The sequence below is a fragment of the Anaerococcus sp. HMSC075B03 genome (assembly GCF_001815585.1).
GTDB lineage: Bacteria > Bacillota > Clostridia > Tissierellales > Peptoniphilaceae > Anaerococcus > Anaerococcus vaginalis.
The window spans coordinates 141,955-165,453 of record NZ_KV821178.1 but is presented as its reverse complement, the minus strand read 5'-3'; the positions used below and the strand labels follow the sequence as shown (position 1 = coordinate 165,453).

The following is a 23,499-nucleotide window of genomic DNA, read 5'->3' as shown; positions in this document are numbered from 1 at the left end:
CTTTTTATAAACTAAATTGTGAATTGTAAAGATCAGCATAGAACCCATTTTTTTTCATTAATTGTTCATGATTTCCTTGTTCAATTATATTTCCCTCATCCATTACCAAAATCAAATCTGCATTTTTGATTGTTGATAATCTGTGGGCAATTATAAATGAAGTTCTTCCTTGTGCTAATTTATCCATAGCTTCTTGAACTAACTCTTCACTTCTTGTATCTACGTTTGATGTTGCTTCATCTAAAATCAAAAATGGTTTGTCATCAATCATAGCTCTAGCTATCGTAAGAAGTTGTCTTTGTCCTTGGGATACTGAATCGTCATCATCAATTTTTGAATCTAGTCCTTTTGGTAAAGTTTTTATAAAATGATCTAAGCTTACAGATTTTATTACATGATTTAATCTTTTTTCTGAAATATCTTTTCTATTAAATAAAATATTTTCTCTAATTGTTCCTTTAAATAACCAAGTATCTTGCAAAACCATGGTAAATAAATCGTGGATATTTTCTCTTTTTAAATCATTTATTGATTTTCCATCAATAATAATATCTCCCTTATTTATTTGGTAAAATTTCATTAAAAGATTTACCATAGTTGTTTTACCAGCTCCTGTTGGCCCAACTATTGCAACTTTTTGTCCTTTTTTAATATCAGCTGAAAAATTTGTAATAGTTGGTTTTTTATTTCCATCATAAGTAAATTCTACCTTTTTAAATTCAATATTTCCGAAGGCTTTTTGTGGATCTAAATATTCTTTTTTTTCTTTTTCATCTTCCATTTCTTTTTCATCAAGAAATTCAAAAACTCTCTCACTACTTGCTGCTGTTGATTGAATTGATGTCATAGCTTGTCCGATTTGTGAAAGTGGAGATGTAAATAATCTGACATAAGACATAAAAGCAACAATTACTCCAAAAGTAATTTTCCCTTTAATTGTCAAAACAGCTCCTACAATACAAATTGCAACATAGCCCAAATTTCCAATAAAAATCATTAAAGGCATCATTAATCCTGACAAAAATTGACTCATCTGACTTGCTTTATAAACATCATAATTAGCCTTATCAAATTTATCTAGAACATAATTTTTGGCATTGTATGATTTTACAATATTTAAACCCGAATAAACTTCTTCAATGTGTCCATTCAATTTTCCAAGTGATTTTTGTCGCATTGAAAAATATTTTTGACTTTTACCAATTATCAAAAACATAAATATAAAACCAAATGTGCTTGAAACAATAGCAGTTACTGCCATTTGCCAATTTGTGTAAAACATCATTATAATTGTTCCTAAAAATTGAACGATTGATGAGAAAAGACTTGCCAACGATTGGTTCATTGATTGGGCAATTGTATCAATATCATTTGTAACTCTTGATAAAATATCTCCAACAGAATTTTTATCAAAAAATGTCAATGGCAGTCTATTAATTTTTTCAGAAATTGAATTTCTTAGTTTTTTTGCAAATCTATTTGCAACTTCTGTCATTGAAATGGACTGGATAAATGTAAAAAATGAACTTATAAAATATAAAAGTGCAATTACAATTGCGATATTTTTTATTTTTTCCAAATCCATTTTTGGTTCAATTACTTTTTTTATTGATTTTGGGAATGATTCCAATTTTTTTAGCTCTTTTAGCTGATCTTCTTTGGATAAATTTTTCATATCCATATTTTTTCCTTGGTTTTTTTGCATTATTTTTGCAAATTCCATTTGATCTTCTACGCTAATTTCAACTCCATCTATTGTGATTGAGACAAGACCTCTATTTTTCATTCCTTTTTGAATATTTTTAGCTATTGGTTCAATATTTTCTACTCTTGGTCTAATTCCAAGAGAAATTTCATCAACCATATCGGATAATTTATTTGGAGTAATTATTGTTAAAATTGAACCAACGATAGCAAGCACAATGCTAAGTCCTATTAATAATTTAAAATCTTTTAATTCTTTTGTTAATCTTTTTATTGATGACTTTAAATCTTTTGGTTTTTCAATTTTTCCTCTTACATTTCCATGTCTAGCCATTATATAATTCCTCCTCACTTAGTTGGGATAAGGCAATTTCTCTATAAACATCACAGTTTTCTAATAATTCTTTGTGGCGTCCTTTTCCAACTATTTTTCCTTGATCTAAAACTATTATTTCGTCTGCATTCATAATAGTTCCAATTCTTTGAGCAACTATTAATTTGGTAGAATTTTCTGTAGATTTTTTTAATTCATTTCTCAAAATCGCATCTGTTTTATAGTCAAGCGCTGAAAATGAATCATCAAAGATAAATATTTCAGGATCTTTTGCTATTGCTCTTGCTATAGATAATCTTTGTTTTTGTCCTCCAGAAATATTTGTACCACTTTGGGCTATCATAGATTTTTTACCATCGTCCATTTTATTTACAAACTCACTTGCTTGAGCAATGTCCAAAGCATTTTCTATATCTTTATCACTAATTTCTTTTAGTCCTTCTCCAAAATCTATATTATTTTCTATGCTTTCATTAAACAAAAATGCTTTTTGTGAAACATAACCTAATTTATTATATAAATCTTTTAATGGATAATCTCTAACATCAATCCCATCTACTAAAATTTTTCCGCCACTTACGTCGTAAAATCTTGGAATAAGATTTATCAAAGTAGATTTTCCTGAACCAGTTGAGCCGATAAAGGCAACAGTTTCTCCCCTGTTTGCTGTAAAAGAAATATTTTCTAAAACTGCTTCTTCTGCATCAGGATATGAGAAGTATACATTTTGAAATTCTACTTTTCCTTTTATTCCATTGTCTTTATAAGATTTTTTTCCATCTTCTATTTTAATTTTTGTATTTAATACTTCATTAATACGATCTGCTGAAACATTTGCTCTTGGTAGCATCATAAAAATAAAGGCTAACATTAAAAATGACATAATAACTTGCATAGCATAAGATGAAAATACAACCATATTTCCAAATAATTCAATTTTTTCTGCAATCATTGCCCCATCAATTAATCTTGATCCAATAAAATAAATTACCAAAGCCAAAAAATTCATTACAAAAAACATAATTGGCATCATTAAAGCAAACATTTTTTGGTTAAAAGTTTGTAAATTTGTCAAATCTGTATTTACTTCTTCAAATTTTTCTTCTTGATATTTTTCAGCATTAAAGGCTCTAATAACTCTAATTCCAATTAAATTTTCTCTTGTAACCCTATTTAATTTATCAATTAAATTTTGAACTAATTTAAATTTTGGAACTACAATCGCCATTATTATTCCTACAACAACCAACAAAAATACTACAGCTACACTTGTAGCAGCTGACCATTGCCAACTTTTATCAAGAATTTTATTTATAGCCCAAATTGCAGTTATTGGCGATTTTATTAACATTTGTAAGCCCATAGCCAAAAACATTTGTACTTGTGTTATATCATTTGTATTTCTTGTAATAAGGCTTGGCGTAGAAAATTCATTTATTTCCTCACTTGAAAAACTTGTAACCTTATCAAATAATTTTCTTCCAACATTTTTAGAAAATCTGGCAGAAACTGTAGAAATCAAATAGCCAGTAATAACTGCACTAATCATTGAACCAAAGGCACAAGCCATCATGTAGCCACCATATTTTAAAACTTCATCAAGCTCACTTACTTCAGATTGAACCAACACCGTAATTTTTGACATATAATCAGGCATTTTCAAATCTAAATAAACTTGAAAGACAATAAAAATTATGGCTATTAAACCATAAATTATGTCTATTTTTTTCAAATTTTTAAATAATTTTATCATTATTCATATCTCCATTATAATTTTCAATATTAATAATCATCTTATCAATAACATTACTAAATATTTCTAAATCTTTCTTATCTATATTTTTCGTCGCTATCTTTTCAATATCTCTCAAGTGATTTAAACCCTTTTGATACCTTTTGATAGCCAAATCTGTAAGAATAATTTTTTTAGATCTCAAATCCTTTTTATCAGTTTCTCTTAAAATATATTCATTTGCTTCCATTTTTTTCAAAATATTCGATATTGTCGCTCGTCTTATATTGAGAACTTCTTCCAAATCTCTTTGAAAAACATCCCCTTCTTTATTTTCTATCAAATACGAAAAAATTTTTACTTGAGTTGGATTTGCTACATTAGAACGGTCATGTCCTGCACAGTTTTTTAGTTCCGACATTTTTCTAATCATACAAATATCCAAATCTTTTATTTTTTTTAAAATTCCTTCTTGCAAAATTTCCTCCTTGACGAAAAAATTATACTTTGAGAATTTTGATTGTCAACTAGCTAACATTATTTTTAAAAAAAAATTCCAGCTATATATTTTTAATTTAAAAAATTTATAGCTGGATTAATTTTACATATTATCTTTTACTTTAACTGCAACCATTTTTGCTTTTGCTCGGATTTCTCCTTTGGCTAACAATTCCATATTAATAATTGCTTTTCTTTCGCCAAGTTCTTCAAGCTTTGCTATTACTTCAATCTCTTCATTCATAGGAGTTGGTTTTTTAAAATCAACTTCAAGTCTTGCTGTTATAAATCTTCCTATTAATGTATTTTCATCAAATTCCAATCCCTTGTTGATATGAGCAAAATAAGCTGCTGAAGCTGTGCCATGACAATCAAAAATCATTGCAATCATTCCTCCAAAAAGATTTTGAGGGACACCTCCTGTATACATTTCGTTTGGAATAATTTTTGCCCTTACAGTTTTTTTATCATCACTTGGGAAAGATTTTAAATGTAATCCCTTATCATTTTTTGGTCCACAACCCCAACAATGTTGAAATCTTTCGCCATAAGTTTCTTGTATAGAAATTTTTTTTGCATCTTTCATAAAAACTCCTTAATTTAAATTTTCTTTTATAATGCTATATAAACTTATATCTTTTTTGCCCTTATTATTTAATTTTTCTTGCCAATTTTTAACTTCAATCTTATCCAAATACTGGCACAAAAGTGCTCCTGATTCATAAACTATTTTTTCTCCGATTATACTTTGATTAATTTGTCCTTTTTTTATTGTTGGAACTATTTCATCAAATTTTACATTTTTTGTATTATCAAAATACAAAATCCCATAATCATATCCAACAATTTTTGCTGCTTTTATCGATACATAATTTGCAGCTCCCTCCATTGTTTCTTCAAAAATTTCAGCTTGGATTTTTTCAGGATTAGTTTTTTCAAATCTTTCATCCATTACCTTTAAATATTCTTTACCCAAATTTTTTAAAGTATTTACATCAGCATTTTCATCAAGAGCTTTTTTAATTTTTCCTAAAATTTTATACTCCTTATCCAACAAATCCAATTCCTTATCATTGTAAGAATATCCCCTAAAAGTAATATTGTCCCAATCTTTTTGCATATAATAATGCAAAGCCTCATGGCTTAGGAAAGGCAAAAAATGTAAAGATGAAAATTTTTTATTTATTGAATCTTTATCATATTTTACATAAAAAATATTATCCTTTCCCAAAATTTTATAATTTTTATCTTTAGTATTAAAATTTCCAATTAAATACTCAAATCTTTTTGGATACAATTTAGAAATCCTATAAATATTTATTTTATCTTCTTTGGTCTTTATTTTTTTAGCAAAAATCGACTTTATATTTTTATCCTTAGTAAGCAAATAAAAATTCCCGACAACATTTTTATTTATTATCAATATATCCTTATCTTCAAGCCTATAATCTTTCCATAATTTTTCATCACTTTTTTGAAATTTATCGTATTCTTCTATAACTTGTCTATCTAGCTTTGGCAAATTATCAAAATCAGTTTTCAAAAATTTATTTGTCCCTAAACTTATAATAAAACCTATAAAAACAATTATCAAAATATATTTTAATTTCTTAAATTTTTTTTCTTTCTTTTTCATTTTTTCTTCCTTTTATTAAGACTTATTTTTATTAAAACCAATTTTATATTACAAAAATTATACAAAAAAATCAAAATTATTTTAAAATAAAAAAAATAAAAAGCATCTAAATTTAGATGCCTAGACTGTTGACAAAGTATACAAAACCTCATGCTAAGAATAGCATACGGAAAAAATTGATTTGATTTCAAATTTAAAAATTCGTCAAAAATCGCATTGTTTGAGCGTTAGCGAGTTTGCGATTTTAGAATTTTGAAATTTAAAAATCAACAATTTTTGGAGTCAGATATTCGTGCTTGAGGGTTTGTCTACGATCTGAGCATCTAAATTTAGATGCCTTAAACTTACAATTCTATAATATTTACTTCATATCCTATATTATCCAAGTATTTGAACAAATCTTTTGTTTTTAAAAATAAAGTTTTTTCGTTTATATTTGGATGAAAAGTCATTATTTCTTCATCTACAATTTCTTTATCCATAAAAAATTTAATATCATGGTCTTCATTATTTAATAATCCAAAAGGAGAAACTGTTCCTGCTGGAAGTTTCATTTTTTCCATCAAAGAATTTTCAGATGCCATTTTTACTTTTTTTTCTCCAACTATATCTTTAAAACGATCCATATCTAATCTTTTATAATCATCCAATATAACCAAATAAAAATTTTTCTTTTTTCTATCAGTTAAAAACATAGATTTAGTACGAACACCATCATGCCCTTCTATATATTTATCAGCAAGTTCAGTCGTTGTTACAGGCGGATGATCAACTATTTTAAAATCTATTTCCAATTCTTTTAATTTATTTTCAACCATCTTATATTGATCCATTTTTTCCTCCTAATAATTATTTTCCCTTAAACATACTATACCCTTTAAAATTTTAGGCAAACATTATGAAAATTTATTAAAAACTTAAAAGTTATGAATCTATTTAAATTTACCAAAATAAAAAACCTTCAAATTAATGAAGGTTTAATTTTAATGATCGTATTCAATTAATGAAATTACTTTATAATCTTTTAATTCTTCTCTTGCTTTAAGGCTTGTAAGTTCTATCAAAAATTCTAAGCAAACTATTTCGCCACCTAATAATTCTACCAATTTTGTACAGGCTTTTGCAGAGCCACCTGTTGCTATTAAATCATCAACTATTACAACCTTATCCCCTTTTTTCAAAGCGTCTTCGTGAATTTCTATTGTGCTTTGTCCGTATTCCAAATCATAAGATAAAGATTTTATTTCTCCCGGTAATTTTCCTGGTTTTCTAACTGGAATAAATCCTACATTCAATCTGTCAGCAAGTGCTGCTCCAAAAATAAATCCTCTAGATTCTATTCCAATAATATAATCAAAATCTAAATCTTTTAATTTTTCTGCCATAAGGTCAATTGTTTCTTTGTAAGCCTCTTTGTTTTTTAAAAGTGTTGTTATATCTTTAAATGATATTCCTTCTTTTGGGTAGTCTTCAATTACTCTTATTGTTGATTTAATGTCCATAATTTCTCCTTTATTCTTCTAATAAATAATTATATAATATTTTATTTCTTATATCTATTGTTGCCTCATTGTCGGGAATATAATAAGATATTCCATCAATCATATCTGGGTATCCTGGAATTGTTTGTGTATTTATTTGAGCATCATCTATATTTTTAAATGCCCAAGCAAAAGATAAAATAGTTGACATACTTATATTTGAATCCATGTTTGAACTTACTTTTGAAATTACACCAGGAATTTTTATTATATTTTTTAGCTTTGTCATATTTTTTATAAATTGTACAACAAAATCTTGTTGGCAAGAAATTCTTCCCAAATCTGCATTTGCATAGCCTTTTCTAAATCTACAATAATCAAGAGCTTGTTTTCCATTAAAATGATGAAGACCAGGTTCAATATTTTGAGCTGTTGCAATTTGGTCTGGAACATTTATATCCACTCCACCAAGTGCATCTACTCCATCTTCTACTGCCTGAAAGCTAACTTCTGCATAATAATCTAAATCGATTGACAAGAAATTTCTTATAGTTTTTATTGTATCGTCCATACCACCGTATGAATGGGCAGCATTTATTTTATCCATATTCCCATCTACATTAACTCTTGTATCTCTAGGAATAGAAATTATATCTATGGTTTTGTTTTCTTTGTTCATCAAAACAAGCATAAGTGTATCAGTTCTTGTACCAAATTTTTCCCCAGTTGCATCTACACCTGCAAAAACAAATAGCAATTCATCTTTATTTTTTTGCTCAATCTTGTTACCTTCTCCAAGATCACTTCCTGTAAAATTATTTTCATCTTTTATTATTTGTGATCCTATAAATCCTCTTACAAGTTGAATTGCAAATAAAACTGTTAATCCCATTAAGATAATCAGTATTGCTTTTATAATTCTTTTTTTTATATTCATATAACTCCTTAAAAGAAAAAATTAGAAAAAGTATAAATAATAATTCCTGCAATTACATTTCCAACTGCTATCATCAACAAAGATCTTTTTTTATTTAAGCCAAGAATTGATGCAATCAAAGATCCCATCCAAACTCCTGTTCCCGGCAAAGGAATTGCTACAAATAAAAATAAACCTAAATATTCATATTTTTTTATTTTTCCTTCTTTTTTCTCAGCCTTTTTCAAAGCCCAAGCTGTAATTTTTTTAAGTTTAGCATTTTTTTTCATGTATGCAAAAATCGGCATAATCCACAAAAGAATAAAAATTGCAGGAATAGTTGAACCAATAATTGAGTACAAATAAGCTTTAACTGGTTTAAATCCCATTGCAAGACCAATAGGAATTGAACCCTTTAACTCTATTAAAGGCAGCATGCTAATAATTATTATGGCTATTTCATTTGAAAAACTTGATCTAATAAAATCTATTAGACTTTGCATTGATTCTCCTTTTTAAATTCTTATGTAGCTATTATATCATATTAATTAAACATGAAAAAACCGAAACCAAGATTTACTTGGTTTCGGAAAATTTTATTTTGAAGCTTCATTAAAATATTTATTTGATTTTGTATCTTGCTTCATTTCATAATAAATTATAGAATTTAATTTATTATTTCTTTTTTGAAATTCTTCGTCTTTACTTACTTCTTCTCCCTTATTATTATATATTTGCTTAGTAGAAATTATTGGATAATCTTTGTGAATGTCTAGCATATATTTTTGATATGCTGACAATTTAATTCCTCCAGCTTTTTCTAATAAGTATGGGGTCAATTCATTTACAGATATATCTAAATCTTTTTCTTCATCAATATCATAATTTGCCCAAATAGTAAGTGGTGTATAGAATACATCTTTATTTGTATAATCTCCACCTGACTTAATTAGCTTCATAAATACATCATAATTTTGTGGTTGATGATCACCAAATATACAAAGAATTGTTGGTTCTTTATATGCTTTGAAATATTCTACAAGTCTTTTTAAATCTTCGTCTGATTTTTTTAATAGATTTACATAGTGGCTAGCACCTTGGTCATCTCCATTAGTTTCATTTAATACTTTTATTTTCCCTGGAACATTTGAGGTGTATCCACCATGATTTTGCATGGTAACAAGATATGCAAATAGTGGTTTGTCAGCTGGTTTTTTTTCAAATTGTTCTTTTATTTTATCAAAAGCAACTGACTCTTTCAAAAATCCGTTTGTTGGTTCAAAACTTTCTGGACTATTATCATAATCTCCCAAAAATGCCATATTTTTAAAACCTAAATTTGGCCAAGCCTCTTGTCTTGAATAATTTGTTGGTTTGTTTGGGTGAGTTATAAATGTTTGATAACCTTGATTTTCTAAAACTCTTGCAACTGATGTATGTCCTTCTTTTACATATTGTTGGAATGGATATGCTCCTAGTGGGAAAAATGTTAATGGGACTGATGTTAAAGTTTCATATTCTGAATTTACAGTTCCTCCTCCCAAAACTGAAACATAGGCTTTACCTTGAATTGCATTTTCATCAAGAGATCTTTGGAATGCTATTGGATTTTCACTAAGTTTTAAATTTCCTTTTCCATAATAATCTGCAAGGGCTTCTGATTGTATTATAACTATGTTTGGTTTTTTATTTCCTTTTGTTCCTATATCTTTGTTGTAATATTCTTCTAGTGTATCTTCTACTTCTTTTTCATTATAACCTTTTGGAGCTGTTATAATTTGATTTGCTAAGATTCTATAAAAACTGTATGGGGAGCCTTCTACATAATAAGTTCTTGATGGTCTCCATAAGTTTACTCCAACTCCATTTTGCTTGATAAAATAATTTACGCTCACTACAGTAATCAAACCAAACATCGCACAATAACCAACAAGTTGTTTTGCGTAAGATTTTTTGGAAATTGTAATTTTTCCTTCATTTATAGAAGAAACTACTAAAAGCCACAAGCTTGCAAGTGAAAATGCCATTAATGAATGTCCATTTAATTGAATAACTGTATCTTTTGCAACATCAGCTGCAACACCAAGGGAACCCAAAAATGCTGGTATAAGTGGAGAATCTCTCAAAATATACAAGGCATCATTAGCAATACCAAAAGCAATTGATAAAACTAAAATGAAAATCATTGAAAGTCTTTTTTTCCTAATTACAATATATATTAAAATTTGGATTAAGAATAAAATTAAAGCATTTATTAATATATAAATTATTTCCATTGAAGCAAAATTTGGATTGTAAGCTGACTCCAATATATAAAATGACATGAATGGATTTAGGATAAATAAAATCCAATTTGTCATATCAAGTGCTTTTATGTTTTGTTTTCTCTTGTAAATACTTTTCATTCCAAGAGATGCTAAAAATACAATTGATATAAATTCTACCAAATCATTGTAAGTAAATGGTGCATGGAAGAAAGTAAAATAAACTTCATTATTTACATGATCTCTTAATTTACTCAAACCATAAACAGATACACCAAAAACTAAAAAATTCAAAATATAATCTTTACCTATGTATAAGATTTCTTTTTTCTTATTTTCCGCCTTTTCTATTCTTCTTATTAAGTTATAAATAAAAAATGAAAATAGAACAATTGAGCCGATAAAAATTAATGTTTGTGTAAGAATTGATAAAAAGTCTGTGTAATTAATATCTACGTATGACCTGTTATCAGATGAGCTAGCATACATTGTCATTGTATGGTCTTTTAAATAAGTCATCACAGCTGTAGAATATTTTGGACTTGTTTCAAAATTTACTGTTAATTTATTAAACATCAATCTTGGACTAGGTTTAATACTTAATTTATTATCCTTGCTATAACCATTTGTTTGAATTGGATAGCCCGTTTTTGTATTTGCCTTTGTCCATCCTTTAATATCAACCTTGTTTAAGTCTAAAAGTTTATCTCCTTGATAAATCGAATTAATTTTAAAATTATTCGAATATTGGCTGCTAGGTTCCAATTGACTAATTTCAATTTTTTCGTTTGTATAAACTTTAAAAGAAAAATCTTCAATAAAGCTTTGAATAAAAAGCATTACAATCAAAGAAATTACAAACGAAGTAATTTTTAATTTTTTATTTTTATTCATTTAATCCTCTCTTTTCTAATTGTGAATTTTTTATATATTTTATGTTAAATTAATGTAAATTTACCAATACAATTATACATTATATCACAGATTATGTAAATAAAATGTCTAATTTCAAAAATTTATTTTTAAATTTTTTTAAGTATAATATTGGATAAAAGAAAGGATTAAAAATGTTAAATGAAAAATTAGATGATTATTTAAAAGAAGATTATTATCCATTTGCTATGCCTGGACACAAAAGAAATAAAAATTTGTTAAATAAAAAAATTTCTTACGAAAGAGATATAACAGAAATTAGAAATTTTGATAATTTGAATAATCCCCAAGGGCTTTTCAAAAAAATGGAAAATGAACTTGCTCATATCTATAAAGCTAATGATTTTATAATTTCAACTAACGGTTCAACCTGTGGAATTCTTGCATCATTAAGAGCTTTAACCCAAAAAAATAAAAATATTCTAGTCCAAAGAAATTCCCACAAATCTATTTTTAATGCAATTGAGCTTTTTGATTTAAATGCAGATTTTTTAAAGGTAAAAATTGATGAAAATGATATGGCTTATGACATTGATTATGAGGATTTGAATGAAAAAATCGAAAAAAATTCTTATTCTTTGATTTTTCTTACTTCTCCTTCTTATGAAGGCTTTATGATTGATTTAAAAAAGGTTAAAGAAATAATAAAGGATAAAAATATTTTATTGCTTGTTGATATGGCGCATGGTTCTCATACAATCTTATCCGATTATGAAAATAATTTTTCCTACGACCTAGCTATTACATCTTTTCATAAAAATTTATCAGCTTTAACTCCAGCTAGTGGCATTATTATAAAAAATAAAAATATTGATATTAAAAATTTAAGACGAAATATGGCAATATTTCAAACATCTTCCCCATCTTATTTAGTAAGTGGCTCAATCGATGATATGATTTCTAATTTTTCAAATTTTTATGGTCTGTGGGATAACTTATTGGAAAATTTAACTTATTTGTATAAAACTGAATTGAAAAATTTAAAATTTATCAATTCTAAGTCTAAAGATATTTCAAAAATTATTATTTCTTGCAAAAATACAAATATTAACGGAAATGAGCTTTCTGATTTATTATATAAAGAAAAAATCGAGATAGAAATGGCAAGCCCAACTTATGTGATTTTGATTGCAAGTATTTTTGATAGAAAAGAGGGATTTTTGAGATTAAAAAATACCCTAGTTAAAATTGACAAGAATTTAAAATATAAAAAATCAAACTTTTCATTTGAATTTATTGAATGTGAAAAAAAACTTTCAATTAAAGAATCTTTTTGTAAAAATATTTCTCTGGTTGACTTAGATAAATCTCAAGGCAAAATTTCTGCCTCATATATTTATGCTTATCCGCCAGGAATCCCCCTTCTTATTCCTGGAGAAATTATTAATAAAAAAATTATTGACCAAATTAAATATCTTCAAACTATGGGAATTGATTTATCTTTGGAAAATTCTCACATTCCTATTATCAATTGACAAAAATTATCCATTTTGTTATTATGAATCTATAGGAAAAAGGAGATACATATATGAAAAGAATTATTACTTTAAATACAAGAAATCTTCACAAAAGCAAAAAAGATGGTGGCTGTGGCGAATGTCAAACATCTTGCCAATCAGCTTGCAAAACTTCTTGTGGAGTTGCTAACCAAGAATGTGTTAACACAAAAAATAAATAAGGGCAAGCCCCTTATTTTTTTATTGGATTAAATCCCAAGTATTTTACTATAAATTAAGGAGAAAAAATGATTCACCAATACAAAGCAAAGGGTTATAATATTGTTTTGGATGTTTATTCCGGATCAGTTCATCTAGTTGATGAAATTTCTTACGATATTATAAGCCTATTAAATAAAAATAAAGAAAAATCTTACATAGAAAAAGAAATTAAAAATTTACATAATATAAATCAAGACCAATTTGACGAAGCTTATGAAGAAGTAAAAAGTTTAGTTAGCGAAAAAGTTTTATTTTCAGATGATGATTTTAAGGATTTAACCATTGATTTGGATAAAAGAAAAACTTATCTAAAGGCAATGTGCTTAAATGTAAGTCACACTTGCAATCTTTCTTGTGAGTATTGTTTTGCAAAAGAAGGACGATACCATGGTCCTGAGGCAATTATGACAGATGATGTTGCAAAAAAATCCATTGATTTTCTTTTGGAAAATTCAGGATCTCATTATAATTTGGACATTGATTTTTTTGGAGGAGAACCACTTTTAAATTGGGATTTGGTAAAAAATACCGTCGATTATGCAAGAAGTAAGGAAAAAGGATTTAATAAACATTTTAATTTCACTTTAACCACAAACGGAATGCTTTTGGATGATGAAAAAATCGAATATCTAAATAAAAATATGAAAAATGTCGTTCTTTCTCTTGATGGAAGAAAAGAAAAACATGATGAATTTAGGAAAACTCATGATGGAAAGGGCTCATTTGATAAAATTGTTCCAAAATTTCAAAAATTAGTAAAAAATCGTGGCGACAAAGAATATTATATGAGAGGAACTTTTACAGCAAATAATTTGGATTTTACAGAAGATATAAAAACTTATTTAGATTTAGGCTTTAAAAGAACATCCCTTGAGCCAGTTGTTGGAAATAATGAAGAGGATTACGCCCTAAAAGAAGAGCATCTTCCAAGAATTTTTGAAGAATATGAAAAACTTGCAGATATGTTAATAGATGCAATTGATAAAGACGACAAATTTATTTTTTACCATTATATGATTGATTTAAACAATGGGCCTTGCGTTTACAAAAGAATTTCGGGATGTGGATCAGGATCAGAATATATGGCAGTTACACCAACAGGAGAATTATATCCATGCCATCAATTCGTTGGAAACGACGATTTCAAAATAGGAAATGTTTTTGAAGGAATTAAAAAACCAGAAATAATTAAAAATTTCAAAAAAAATAATTTATATAGCCAAGAAAAATGCAAAGACTGCTGGGCACAAATGTATTGCTCAGGAGGCTGCGCAGCAAATAATTATAATGCAGGTGGCGATATAAATAAAATTTACGATTACGGATGTAAAGTTTTCAAAAAAAGAATAGAAATGGCACTTGCCGTAAAAATTCACGAATTTTTAAAAGAAAGCGAAAAAGCAGAAGCATAGAAATAAGGTGCATTTATAAATGCACCTTATTTTTTTACCCTATGACTTGATGCAAGGGCAAGAATTCCTATATTTTTTGGATTTGCCTTTTCAATTGTTCTTATAATTTCTTTCATAGTATTGGAACTTGTAATAATATCGTCAAAAATCAAAACTTTTTTCCCAGTCAAATCTCCGTCAAATTCAAAAGAATTTTTTAAATTTTTTGCCCTTTCTTCTCTTGACAGTTTATGTTGAGCCTTTGTGTTTTTTATTTTTTTAAAATTTTCTAAATATTTCATATTAGTTTCATCTATAAAATAATCACAAATAAGTTTTATGTGGTCAAATCCCCTATTATTTAAAACAGATTTTGATGAGGGCGTCGTAAGAATATAATCAAAATCATCCATAGATTTTTCCTTAATATAATCATAAATAATTTGACCAAAAATTTTATAAAGGGAAGTATTTCTATTAAACTTAAAATCTCCAATCAAATGTGCCATAAAAGGATTATAAAAATACAAAACTCTAGCCTTATAATTTAAAATTTCAAATTCATTGTCAACATAATCAAGCTTTGAAAGACAAGTTTTGCACAAAGAAAATTTTTCTTTTTCTTCATCTTTGCAAAAAAGACACAAATTATCATCCAAAAACAAAAAATCTCCAATCATTTTAACGCCTCTGATAATTCTTTTATCCAAAAACTTAAATTTGTAAGTCTTTTTGATTCATTATTATTTCTAACCATTTGTTTTAAAATTTTCTTTTCTCCAAGTAAAATTACCAATTTTTTTGCTCTTGTTATGGCAGTATACAATAAATTTCTGTTTAAAAGCATAAAAGATGCTGGCATCATTGGAATTAATACGCAATCAAATTCAGATCCTTGCGATTTGTGAATTGTAATTGCATAAGATAAGTCCAAATCTTTAACATCTTCTTTTTTATAAGAAACAATATTTCCATCATAAAATTCTACTTTTAAACTTTCCATATTTTTATCAATATCAATAATTCTACCAATATCTCCATTATAAACGCCATCATCAAAATCATCTGGATTTAAGCTTTCAAGTTCATAATTATTTCTAACTTGCATAACCTTATCACCTAATTTAAAAATTCTATTGTTAATTTTAATTGAATTAGGATTTTTATTTAATTCTTTTTGGCAAAGATCATTTATATTAACAATTCCCCACAAAGATTTTTTGCTAGGCGCAAGTATTTGAATGTCGTTGATAGGATCAAGCTTATAGTAGTTAGGAAGTCTATTTTTTACCAAATCCAACAAATCGTTTTGAAATTTTTTTGAATTTGAATTAATAAAGAAAAAATCCTTATTTTTTTGATTTAAAATTGGATACAAACCGTCATTTATTTTGTGAGCATTAACTACAATATTACTTTCTTGAGCTTGTCTAAATATTTTTTTTAATCTAACAGATTTAATATCAGTATCCAAAATATCTTTCAAAACATTTCCTGCTCCAACACTTGGAAGTTGATTGTGATCTCCAACCAAAATTAAAGCGGTTTTTGATGAGAGAGATTTCAATAATTTATCCATTAATTTAATATCAATCATACTTGCCTCATCAAGGATTACATAATCGCAATCAAGAGTATTTTCCTCATTAAATTCTGGAATCGTGCTTTCTGGTTTTATTCCTACTAACCTATGAATTGTAAAAGCTACATATTCTGTAGACTCTTGCATTCTTTTTGCAGCTCGTCCCGTAGGTGCTGCAAGATTAAATTTTAAATTATTTTCATTTAAAATATTACAAATAGCCTTTATTATTGTAGTTTTTCCAGTTCCAGGCCCTCCAGTAATTACTAAAAGCATATTATTAAAAGCTTCTTTTATAGCAATTTCTTGTTCTTTTGAAAAAGCATCAAAATCTTCATTTATTTTCACATCAAAAATATATTTTTCATTTTGAAGCCTAGAAAGATTTATTGCACATGATTTTTCTGCCATATAAATATCTTTATCATATACAAATTCGTCTTCTCCAATTTTTATAATTTGAATTTTTGATTTTAAAAGATCCTCATTTATCTGTTCATTTATTTTATTTTTATCTACTTTAATCAAATCAAAAGTTTTATTCAACAAATCTTCTTTTTTTACAGCGCAAGAGCCACTCATTTCTGCATCATTTTTTAAAATATAAGAGATAGCCGCTGAAATTCTAAATTTAGAATCATTTTTCATTTGCATATTCATAGCAATATTATCAGCCATCACAAAACCAATTCCTGAAATATCTTCAGATAATTTATAAGGATTTGTTTTTACTATTGAAATTGTATTATCACCATAGGCCTTATAAATTTTATTTGCCAAATTAAATGAAATATTTAAACCTTGAAGATATAACAAAGCCTCCCTACTATCTCTAGCATCAATAGTAGATTCTTTTATTTTTTCAAGTTTTTTCTTGCCAATTCCTTGTATAGATAAAAGTTTTTCAGTTTCATTAAAAACAACATCAATAGATTTGTCCCCAAATTTTTCATAAATTAATTCAGCAGTTTTTTTTCCAATTGACTCAATATTTCCACTAGAAAGATAAGAAATAATTGCTTTTTTTCCTGAAGGTTTTTTTATCATAGCACTTTCTACATTTATTTGCTCTCCATATTTGTCATGATAAATTAATTCGCCTTCAACAACAACTTGATCATTTTCATTAAAAAAAGGCATAATTCCAGTACAAGTTATAGGCGAGTCAGAAGTTTGTAAGGATAAGACAGTGTATCCATTTTCTTCATTTCTATAAATTATACTTTTAATTATGCCTTCAAATTTCATTATTAATTTACCTGTTTTCTTTCAATAAGAGCACCAAGTTTTGTAAACTTTTCAATCAAATCACTATATCCTCTATCAATATGATAAATATCAGATATTTTTGTCTCTCCATCAGCTACAAGTCCAGCAAGGATAAGAGCAGCTCCTGCCCTTAAATCTGTAGCTTTTACTTCAGCTCCATGAAGTTTATCAACTCCAACAATTACTGCCCTATTTCCTTCAGTAATTATTGCAGCTCCCATTTTTTTAAGCTCATCAACGTGCATAAATCTATTTTCAAAAACAGTTTCTACAACTGAAGATTCGCCATTGCATACTGTCATTAATGCCATAAATTGAGATTGGACATCTGTAGGAAATCCCGGATATGGTAAAGTTTTTATACTTGTAGATTTTAATTTTTTACTAGCTTTTACCCTAATCATATCATCATCTTCAATTTCTTCTACCTTAGCACCAATTTCGATTAATTTCGCTATAACTGGTCTGATGTGAGAGCCCAAAACATTTTTAATTAAAATATCTCCACCAGTAATTGCAGCAGCTAACATATAAGTTGCGGCTTCAATTCTATCTGGAACTATTGTATGTCTTGTTCCTTTTAATTTTTCTACACCCTTAATTATTATATTTGATGTACCTGCTCCAATTATATTTGCACCCATTTTTGACAAAAATGATGCAAGATCTACAATTTCTGGTTCTTTTGCTGCATTTTCAATTACAGTTTCCCCTTCTGCCATGGTAGCTGCCATCATAATATTTTCAGTAGCACCTACTGAAGGAAAATCCAAATAAATTACATTTCCTGTTAAACCATTTTTTGTTTTTGAAGATATTTCTTCGTGATTCATAGTTGTTTTTGCACCTAAAGCTTCAAAACCTTTTAAATGCAAATCAATTGGTCTTTTTCCAATATTACATCCACCAGGAGCTTTTGTTACTGCGTGTCCAAATTTTGCAAGTAATGGACCCATAACTATAAAAGATGCTCTCATTTTATCCATCAATTCAAATGGTGTTTCAAATTTATCTACATTTGAAGAATCAATTCTAAGACTTGTATCTGTAATATATTCAACCTTAGCATTTAAACTTCTTAGTATTTCCACCATAACTTCTATATCTTTTAATTTTGGCACTTCATCTAAAATAACTTCTTCGCTTGCCAAAAGACTTGCAGCAAGAATTGGAAGAGCTGAATTTTTTGCTCCAGAAATATAAACTTCTCCTTTTAATGGTCCGTTTTTTCTTACTACTAATATTTCTTCTTTACTCATACTATCCCCTTATTTAGTACCAAACAACCTATCTCCAGCATCTCCAAGTCCTGGCACTATATAACAATCATCATTTAATTTTTCATCCAATTGAGCAATATAAATATCTACATCTGGGTGTTCTTCTTGAACTCTTTTAATTCCTTCAGGTGCTGCAATTATATTTAATAATTTTAAAGAAGTACAGCCTTTTTCTTTTAATCTTTGGATGGCATCACAAGCTGAACCACCAGTTGCAAGCATAGGATCAATTACTAACATATCTCTTTTGTTAGAATCTTTAGGAATTTTTAAATAATATTCTATAGGTTTCATTGTTTTTTCATCCCTATACATTCCTATATGACCAACTCTTGCTGCTGGGAAAACTTCAATTAATCCATCAACCATACCAAGTCCTGCTCTAAGGATTGGAATAATTCCAAGTTTTTTTCCAGAAAGTCTATAACCTGTAGTTTTACAAATTGGTGTTTCTATATCATATTCTTCTAAAGTAAAATCCTTACTTGCTTCATAAGCTAAAAGAATTGTTATCTCTTTTATAATTGATCTAAATTCATTAGAACCTGTATTTTTATCTCTTAAAATTGAAATTTTATGTTTGATCACTGGGTGATCCAAAATTGTTACTTTGCCCATTATTTCTCCTTTACAAATTAAAAATATTTCCAGATGCGGATTTTTTCATCCTATTCATTATACTCTTTCCAAGCCCAATGTCTTTAACTCCCTCAGCAAGAATTATATCTACATTTTTTCTATCCAAATCTCTTAAAGCTTCAAAAAGAACGTGGCTCATTTCTATTAAATTATCTTTATTTCCTAAAGAAAGTGTAGTAAAAGCTGAAAATTTTTCAGTATCCTTATCAAAAACTAAAATCCCTACTTTTTTACCTTCATTTTTATATTTCAAAGCTAAATCTTTTATTTTTTCTACACTTTCATCTCCAACAAAAACTTTCATCTCCGCTTTTGGCGCATAATGTTTGTATTTTTGACCAGGAGATCTTGGAACTTTTGAATCGTCAACCAATGAATCATCCAAACATACATTTGGAATAAATTTTTTTATGTATTCATAAGTGTAATAGCCTGGTCGTAATATACAAGGATTTTCCAAACTCATATCAATTACAGTTGATTCAATTCCAATATCTGAACTTCCTCCATCAATTATCAGTGGAATTCTTCCGTTCATGTCATAATAAACATCTTTTGCATTTGTTGGGGAAGGTCTGCCAGAAATATTTGCTGAAGGCGCCGCTATTGGTGTATTACAATATTTTATAAACTCTCTTGCAAGTTTATCTTTTGGTCTTCTAACAGCAACTGTATCTCCTCCACCTGTAATTATATCAGGAATTATTGAACTTTTTTTAAGGATTACAGTAAGAGGACCTGGCCACAAATTTTTAATTAAAAATTTTGTCCTATCGTCAACTTTTTCTACTAATTCGTCAAGCTTATAATCTTCATCTATATGAAGAATCAAAGGATTATCTTCTGGTCTATTTTTTGCCTTAAAAATTTTCTTTGCTGCTTTTGGATTTAATCCATCAGCTCCCAAACCATATACTGTTTCTGTGGGAAAAGCAACTAATTCTCCTTTTTTGATTATTTCAGCTGCATGGTTTAGGATATTTTTATCTATATTTTCTCTATCTATTTTCAATATCTCTGTTTGCATTTTTTACTGACTTTCTTAATTTCTCAATTATTTTTTTGTTTTCTTCATTTTCTATTAAGCAATAAGTTGGATCCATGTGTATGGTTATAGAAATATTTAACTCATTTAAAAGTCTAAGTTCAATATTTGTAACTGCTTGATGCATTATTCCTACACTTATATTTGATGGAACTTCTACATCGCAACTTCCTACAAGCTTTCCTCTGCCATATTCATGAATTTTTAAATCGTGATAGCCATGGACAAAGTCGCCAGAAAGAATTATTTCTTCAATTTTTTTATGAAGGTCTTCACTGATTCCTTTTCCCAATAACTTATCTATAGTATCTATAAACAAATCTAAACCTGGTTTAAAGACAATAATGGATAAAATTATACCCAAAAGTGCATCGAGGTTAAAACTTATATATTTTTGTATAATTACAGCAAAAATAATAGAAATTGTTGACAATATGTCATTTCTTGCATCTATCATTACTGCATAATTTAATTTAGAATCTAGTTTTTTGTCTAAGTTTTTATTTAAAAAATAAATGTAAAATTTAAATCCTAAAGAAATAACAAGGATTATTATGCTAAGCTTAGAAAGTTTTGGTAAATTTCCTTTATAAAAACTATCTATAGAACTTGTAAATAGCAAAAATCCTACAAACATAATAAGAATTGAAACCAAAAAACTTGCTATGTATTCACTCCTACCATGTCCGTAAGGATGGTTGCTATCGGCTGGTTTGCTACTTGCTTTTGCTCCAACCAAAGTGATTAAACTCGTAAGGGCATCGCTCATATTATTGAAAGCATCTCCCATTACTGCTGAAGAAGATGCGATTATTCCTATACTTATTTTTATTAAAAACAAAAATATATTAATTAATACTCCAACTAAACCCGATAAAGAAATTAATTTTAATCTTACTCTTTGTTTATCCGTCGATTTATAATCTTTTACAAATTTTTTTGCAAGAATTTCAAACAATTAGTCTTCTCCCATTGTCTTTAATTTTCTAGTTTGGTCTTCAGTTATCAAAGATTCTATCATCTCTTCAATATTTCCATCTAAAAAATCATCTAATTGATAAATAGTTTTGTTTATCCTGTGATCTGTTATTCTTCCTTGTGGGTAATTGTAAGTTCTAATTCTTTCAGACCTATCTCCAGTTCCTACTTGAGATTTTCTGTTGTCTGAAATTTCTTTTTGCCTTTTTTGCTCTTCTATTTCATATAATCTTGCCCTTAAAACTCTCATTGCCTTATCTTTATTTTTAATTTGAGATTTTTCATCTTGGCAAGTTACTACAAGTCCTGTTGGAATGTGAGTTAGTCTTACAGCAGAATCTGTTGTATTTACACTTTGTCCACCGTTTCCACTTGACCTATAAACATCTGTTCTTATATCATTTGGATCTATTTTTATATCAACTTCATCAGCTTCTGGCAAGACAGCAACTGTCGCTGTTGAAGTGTGGATTCTTCCACCTGATTCTGTTTCTGGAACTCTTTGTACTCTGTGAACTCCAGATTCATATTTTAATTTTGAATAAGCGCCTTCACCTCTTACAATAAAAGTTGCTTCTTTCATTCCGCCGATTCCTTGACTTGATACGTCAATATCTTCTGTTTTATATTTTTGTTTATCGGCATACATATGATACATTCTGTAAAGATTTCCAGCAAAAAGTCCAGCTTCTTCTCCACCAGCTCCTGCTCTAATTTCTACAATTACATCCTTGTGATCGTTAGGGTCAGTTGGGATAAGCAAAACTTTTAAATCTTCATTATATTTTTCAAGATTTTTTTTATTTTCATCAATTTCAGATTTCAAAAGATCAATCATTTCCTTATCATCAGCTTCTTTTAAAAGCTCAGTATTTTCATTAATCATATCTTCTGCAGATCTTATTTGATTGTATTTTTCAACAATTGGTTTTAATTGATTATATTCTCTTGATACTTTTTTAAACCTTTCAGTATCAGATAAAACTTCAGGATCAGCAAGTTTTTTTTCTAATTCTTTGAAATTTTCTCTCATATGTTCTAGATTTTCTAACATATATCCTCCTTAGATACAAGCTTTAATTATCCTATCAAAATCATTAAAATCCTTGTAGGATTTTATTTGTTTATATCCATATTCTTCTAATAAATTACTTATGGAATCTTTTTGATCATAACCTATCTCTAGATATATTTTACCATTTTTATTTAGAAAGTTTTTTGCATTTTTTATTATTTTCTTATAAAAATATAAACCATCTTCTCCACCATAAAGAGCATTTTGGGGTTCATAATATAATTTATTATCAAGTTTTTCAAAATCTTCCTTATTAATATAAGGTGGATTTGAAACTATTATATCGAATTTTTCATCAATATTTGAAAAAATATCACTTTCTTTAAATTCTACGTTATTAATATTTAACTTAATCTTATTTTCATTTGCAAGGTCTATGGCATTTTTTGATATATCTACTCCAATAATTTTAGAATCTTTTAGATTTTTTGAAAGAGCAAGAGAAATCGCTCCGCTTCCTGTGCCTATATCAAGAATTTTTTTATTATTTGAATTATCATTAATAATAAGATCTACCAAAATTTCTGTTTCATACCTTGGTATTAATGCTCTTTTATCTACTAATAAATCTAAACCATAAAAATTCCACTTGCCAATTGCATATTGGAGTGGATAACCTTCATTTATTTTATCATTAATTATTTTTAATTCATTTTCTATTTTTTCATCTAAAGCTTCTTCTTTATTAAGAAACAATAAATTTTTGTTTGTATTTAATAAATATGTAAGAGCAATTATCAAATCATTATTGTTTTTTTCTAAAATATCTTTAATTTTCATAAATACATATAAAAAATAAGGTTAGAAACCTAACCTTATTTATTTCTTCCATATTTTTTATTGAATTTTTCTACATTACCACCACGGTCAGAAAATCTTTGTTTTCCTGTATAAAATGGATGGCATTGTGAACATACTTCAACTTTGATTTCTTCTTCTGTTGAACCAACAGTGAATTCATTACCACATGATGTGCAAGTAACTTTTGCTTGGTGGTATTCTGGATGTAGTTCTTTTTTCATAT

Annotated in this window: 22 protein-coding genes; 3 read left to right on the top strand and 19 right to left on the bottom strand. The window is 27.6% G+C overall.

What is annotated here, in order from left to right; genetic code table 11:
• Positions 1-4: 4 nt before the first annotated feature.
• The 10 genes from HMPREF3045_RS03885 to HMPREF3045_RS03840 form a co-directional block, all read right to left on the bottom strand.
• On the bottom strand, positions 5-2,038 hold the full coding sequence (locus HMPREF3045_RS03885; protein ID WP_070737130.1) for an ABC transporter ATP-binding protein: 2,034 nt from the start codon (positions 2,036-2,038) through the stop codon (positions 5-7).
• Complete coding sequence (locus HMPREF3045_RS03880) at positions 2,031-3,791, bottom strand: ABC transporter ATP-binding protein (protein ID WP_070737129.1); 1,761 nt, start codon at positions 3,789-3,791, stop codon at positions 2,031-2,033. Before HMPREF3045_RS03880 ends, HMPREF3045_RS03885 begins: the two co-directional genes overlap by 8 nt.
• Positions 3,775-4,248 carry a MarR family winged helix-turn-helix transcriptional regulator gene (locus tag HMPREF3045_RS03875; protein ID WP_070737128.1) on the bottom strand — a complete coding sequence of 158 codons (474 nt, stop codon included), beginning with the start codon at positions 4,246-4,248 and terminating at the stop codon, positions 3,775-3,777. Before HMPREF3045_RS03875 ends, HMPREF3045_RS03880 begins: the two co-directional genes overlap by 17 nt.
• A 123-nt stretch (positions 4,249-4,371) precedes the next feature.
• Entirely contained in the window at positions 4,372-4,854 is a 483-nt protein-coding gene (locus HMPREF3045_RS03870) for a hotdog domain-containing protein (protein WP_070737127.1), read from the bottom strand.
• Positions 4,855-4,863: 9 nt separating this feature from the next.
• Positions 4,864-5,904, bottom strand: a complete 1,041-nt coding sequence (locus HMPREF3045_RS03865) for a hypothetical protein (RefSeq protein WP_070737126.1) — start codon at positions 5,902-5,904, stop codon at positions 4,864-4,866.
• Positions 5,905-6,248: 344 nt separating this feature from the next.
• Positions 6,249-6,737 (bottom strand): prolyl-tRNA synthetase associated domain-containing protein, encoded by a 489-nt coding sequence (locus tag HMPREF3045_RS03860; protein WP_070737125.1) that lies wholly within the window; start codon positions 6,735-6,737, stop codon positions 6,249-6,251.
• Between the two features lie 150 nt (positions 6,738-6,887).
• Positions 6,888-7,406: an adenine phosphoribosyltransferase gene (locus HMPREF3045_RS03855; protein ID WP_070737124.1), complete on the bottom strand. Its 519-nt coding sequence runs from the start codon at positions 7,404-7,406 to the stop codon at positions 6,888-6,890.
• A gap of 10 nt (positions 7,407-7,416) precedes the next feature.
• The gene (locus tag HMPREF3045_RS03850; protein WP_070737123.1) at positions 7,417-8,322 is read right to left on the bottom strand and encodes an LCP family protein; all 906 of its coding nucleotides are present in this window, start codon (positions 8,320-8,322) and stop codon (positions 7,417-7,419) included.
• Between the two features lie 8 nt (positions 8,323-8,330).
• Complete coding sequence (locus HMPREF3045_RS03845) at positions 8,331-8,804, bottom strand: COG2426 family protein (RefSeq protein WP_070737122.1); 474 nt, start codon at positions 8,802-8,804, stop codon at positions 8,331-8,333.
• A 93-nt stretch (positions 8,805-8,897) separates the two neighbouring features.
• Positions 8,898-11,459, bottom strand: coding sequence for an LTA synthase family protein (locus HMPREF3045_RS03840; protein ID WP_070737121.1), 2,562 nt, complete (start codon positions 11,457-11,459; stop codon positions 8,898-8,900).
• A 173-nt stretch (positions 11,460-11,632) separates the two neighbouring features.
• Here HMPREF3045_RS03840 and HMPREF3045_RS03835 point away from each other — a divergent pair, with 173 nt between their 5' ends.
• From HMPREF3045_RS03835 to scfB, 3 genes are all read left to right on the top strand, one after another.
• Positions 11,633-12,973 carry an aminotransferase class V-fold PLP-dependent enzyme gene (locus HMPREF3045_RS03835; protein ID WP_070737120.1) on the top strand — a complete coding sequence of 447 codons (1,341 nt, stop codon included), beginning with the start codon at positions 11,633-11,635 and terminating at the stop codon, positions 12,971-12,973.
• 53 nt (positions 12,974-13,026) lie between these two features.
• On the top strand, positions 13,027-13,176 hold the full coding sequence (scfA, locus tag HMPREF3045_RS03830; RefSeq protein WP_004817312.1) for a six-cysteine ranthipeptide SCIFF: 150 nt from the start codon (positions 13,027-13,029) through the stop codon (positions 13,174-13,176).
• Between the two features lie 66 nt (positions 13,177-13,242).
• Positions 13,243-14,628: a thioether cross-link-forming SCIFF peptide maturase gene (scfB, locus tag HMPREF3045_RS03825; protein WP_070737119.1), complete on the top strand. Its 1,386-nt coding sequence runs from the start codon at positions 13,243-13,245 to the stop codon at positions 14,626-14,628.
• Positions 14,629-14,654: 26 nt separating this feature from the next.
• Here the strand turns inward: scfB and HMPREF3045_RS03820 are convergent, their stop codons facing one another.
• The 9 genes from HMPREF3045_RS03820 to rpmE are packed head-to-tail and all read right to left on the bottom strand — an operon-like array spanning position 14,655 to position 23,497.
• Positions 14,655-15,287, bottom strand: a complete 633-nt coding sequence (locus HMPREF3045_RS03820; RefSeq protein WP_070737118.1) for a ComF family protein — start codon at positions 15,285-15,287, stop codon at positions 14,655-14,657.
• On the bottom strand, positions 15,284-17,437 hold the full coding sequence (locus tag HMPREF3045_RS03815) for an SF1B family DNA helicase RecD2 (RefSeq protein WP_070737117.1): 2,154 nt from the start codon (positions 17,435-17,437) through the stop codon (positions 15,284-15,286). Before HMPREF3045_RS03815 ends, HMPREF3045_RS03820 begins: the two co-directional genes overlap by 4 nt.
• 2 nt (positions 17,438-17,439) lie before the next feature.
• Positions 17,440-18,717, bottom strand: a complete 1,278-nt coding sequence (murA, locus tag HMPREF3045_RS03810) for a UDP-N-acetylglucosamine 1-carboxyvinyltransferase (RefSeq protein ID WP_070737116.1) — start codon at positions 18,715-18,717, stop codon at positions 17,440-17,442.
• Positions 18,718-18,726: 9 nt separating this feature from the next.
• A complete protein-coding gene (gene upp, locus HMPREF3045_RS03805) occupies positions 18,727-19,356 on the bottom strand; it encodes a uracil phosphoribosyltransferase (protein WP_019117496.1) in 630 nt (209 codons plus the stop codon).
• Between the two features lie 10 nt (positions 19,357-19,366).
• A complete protein-coding gene (locus HMPREF3045_RS03800) occupies positions 19,367-20,404 on the bottom strand; it encodes an L-threonylcarbamoyladenylate synthase (RefSeq protein ID WP_070737115.1) in 1,038 nt (345 codons plus the stop codon).
• The gene (locus tag HMPREF3045_RS03795; RefSeq protein WP_070640057.1) at positions 20,376-21,380 is read right to left on the bottom strand and encodes a cation diffusion facilitator family transporter; all 1,005 of its coding nucleotides are present in this window, start codon (positions 21,378-21,380) and stop codon (positions 20,376-20,378) included. The genes HMPREF3045_RS03800 and HMPREF3045_RS03795 overlap by 29 nt, the downstream gene beginning before the upstream one ends.
• On the bottom strand, positions 21,381-22,454 hold the full coding sequence (prfA, locus tag HMPREF3045_RS03790) for a peptide chain release factor 1 (RefSeq protein WP_004839028.1): 1,074 nt from the start codon (positions 22,452-22,454) through the stop codon (positions 21,381-21,383). It abuts the gene before it with no gap.
• Positions 22,455-22,463: 9 nt separating this feature from the next.
• A complete protein-coding gene (prmC, locus tag HMPREF3045_RS03785; protein ID WP_070737114.1) occupies positions 22,464-23,255 on the bottom strand; it encodes a peptide chain release factor N(5)-glutamine methyltransferase in 792 nt (263 codons plus the stop codon).
• Positions 23,256-23,290: 35 nt separating this feature from the next.
• Complete coding sequence (rpmE, locus tag HMPREF3045_RS03780; protein ID WP_004839030.1) at positions 23,291-23,497, bottom strand: 50S ribosomal protein L31; 207 nt, start codon at positions 23,495-23,497, stop codon at positions 23,291-23,293.
• Between the last annotated feature and the right edge of the window lie 2 nt (positions 23,498-23,499).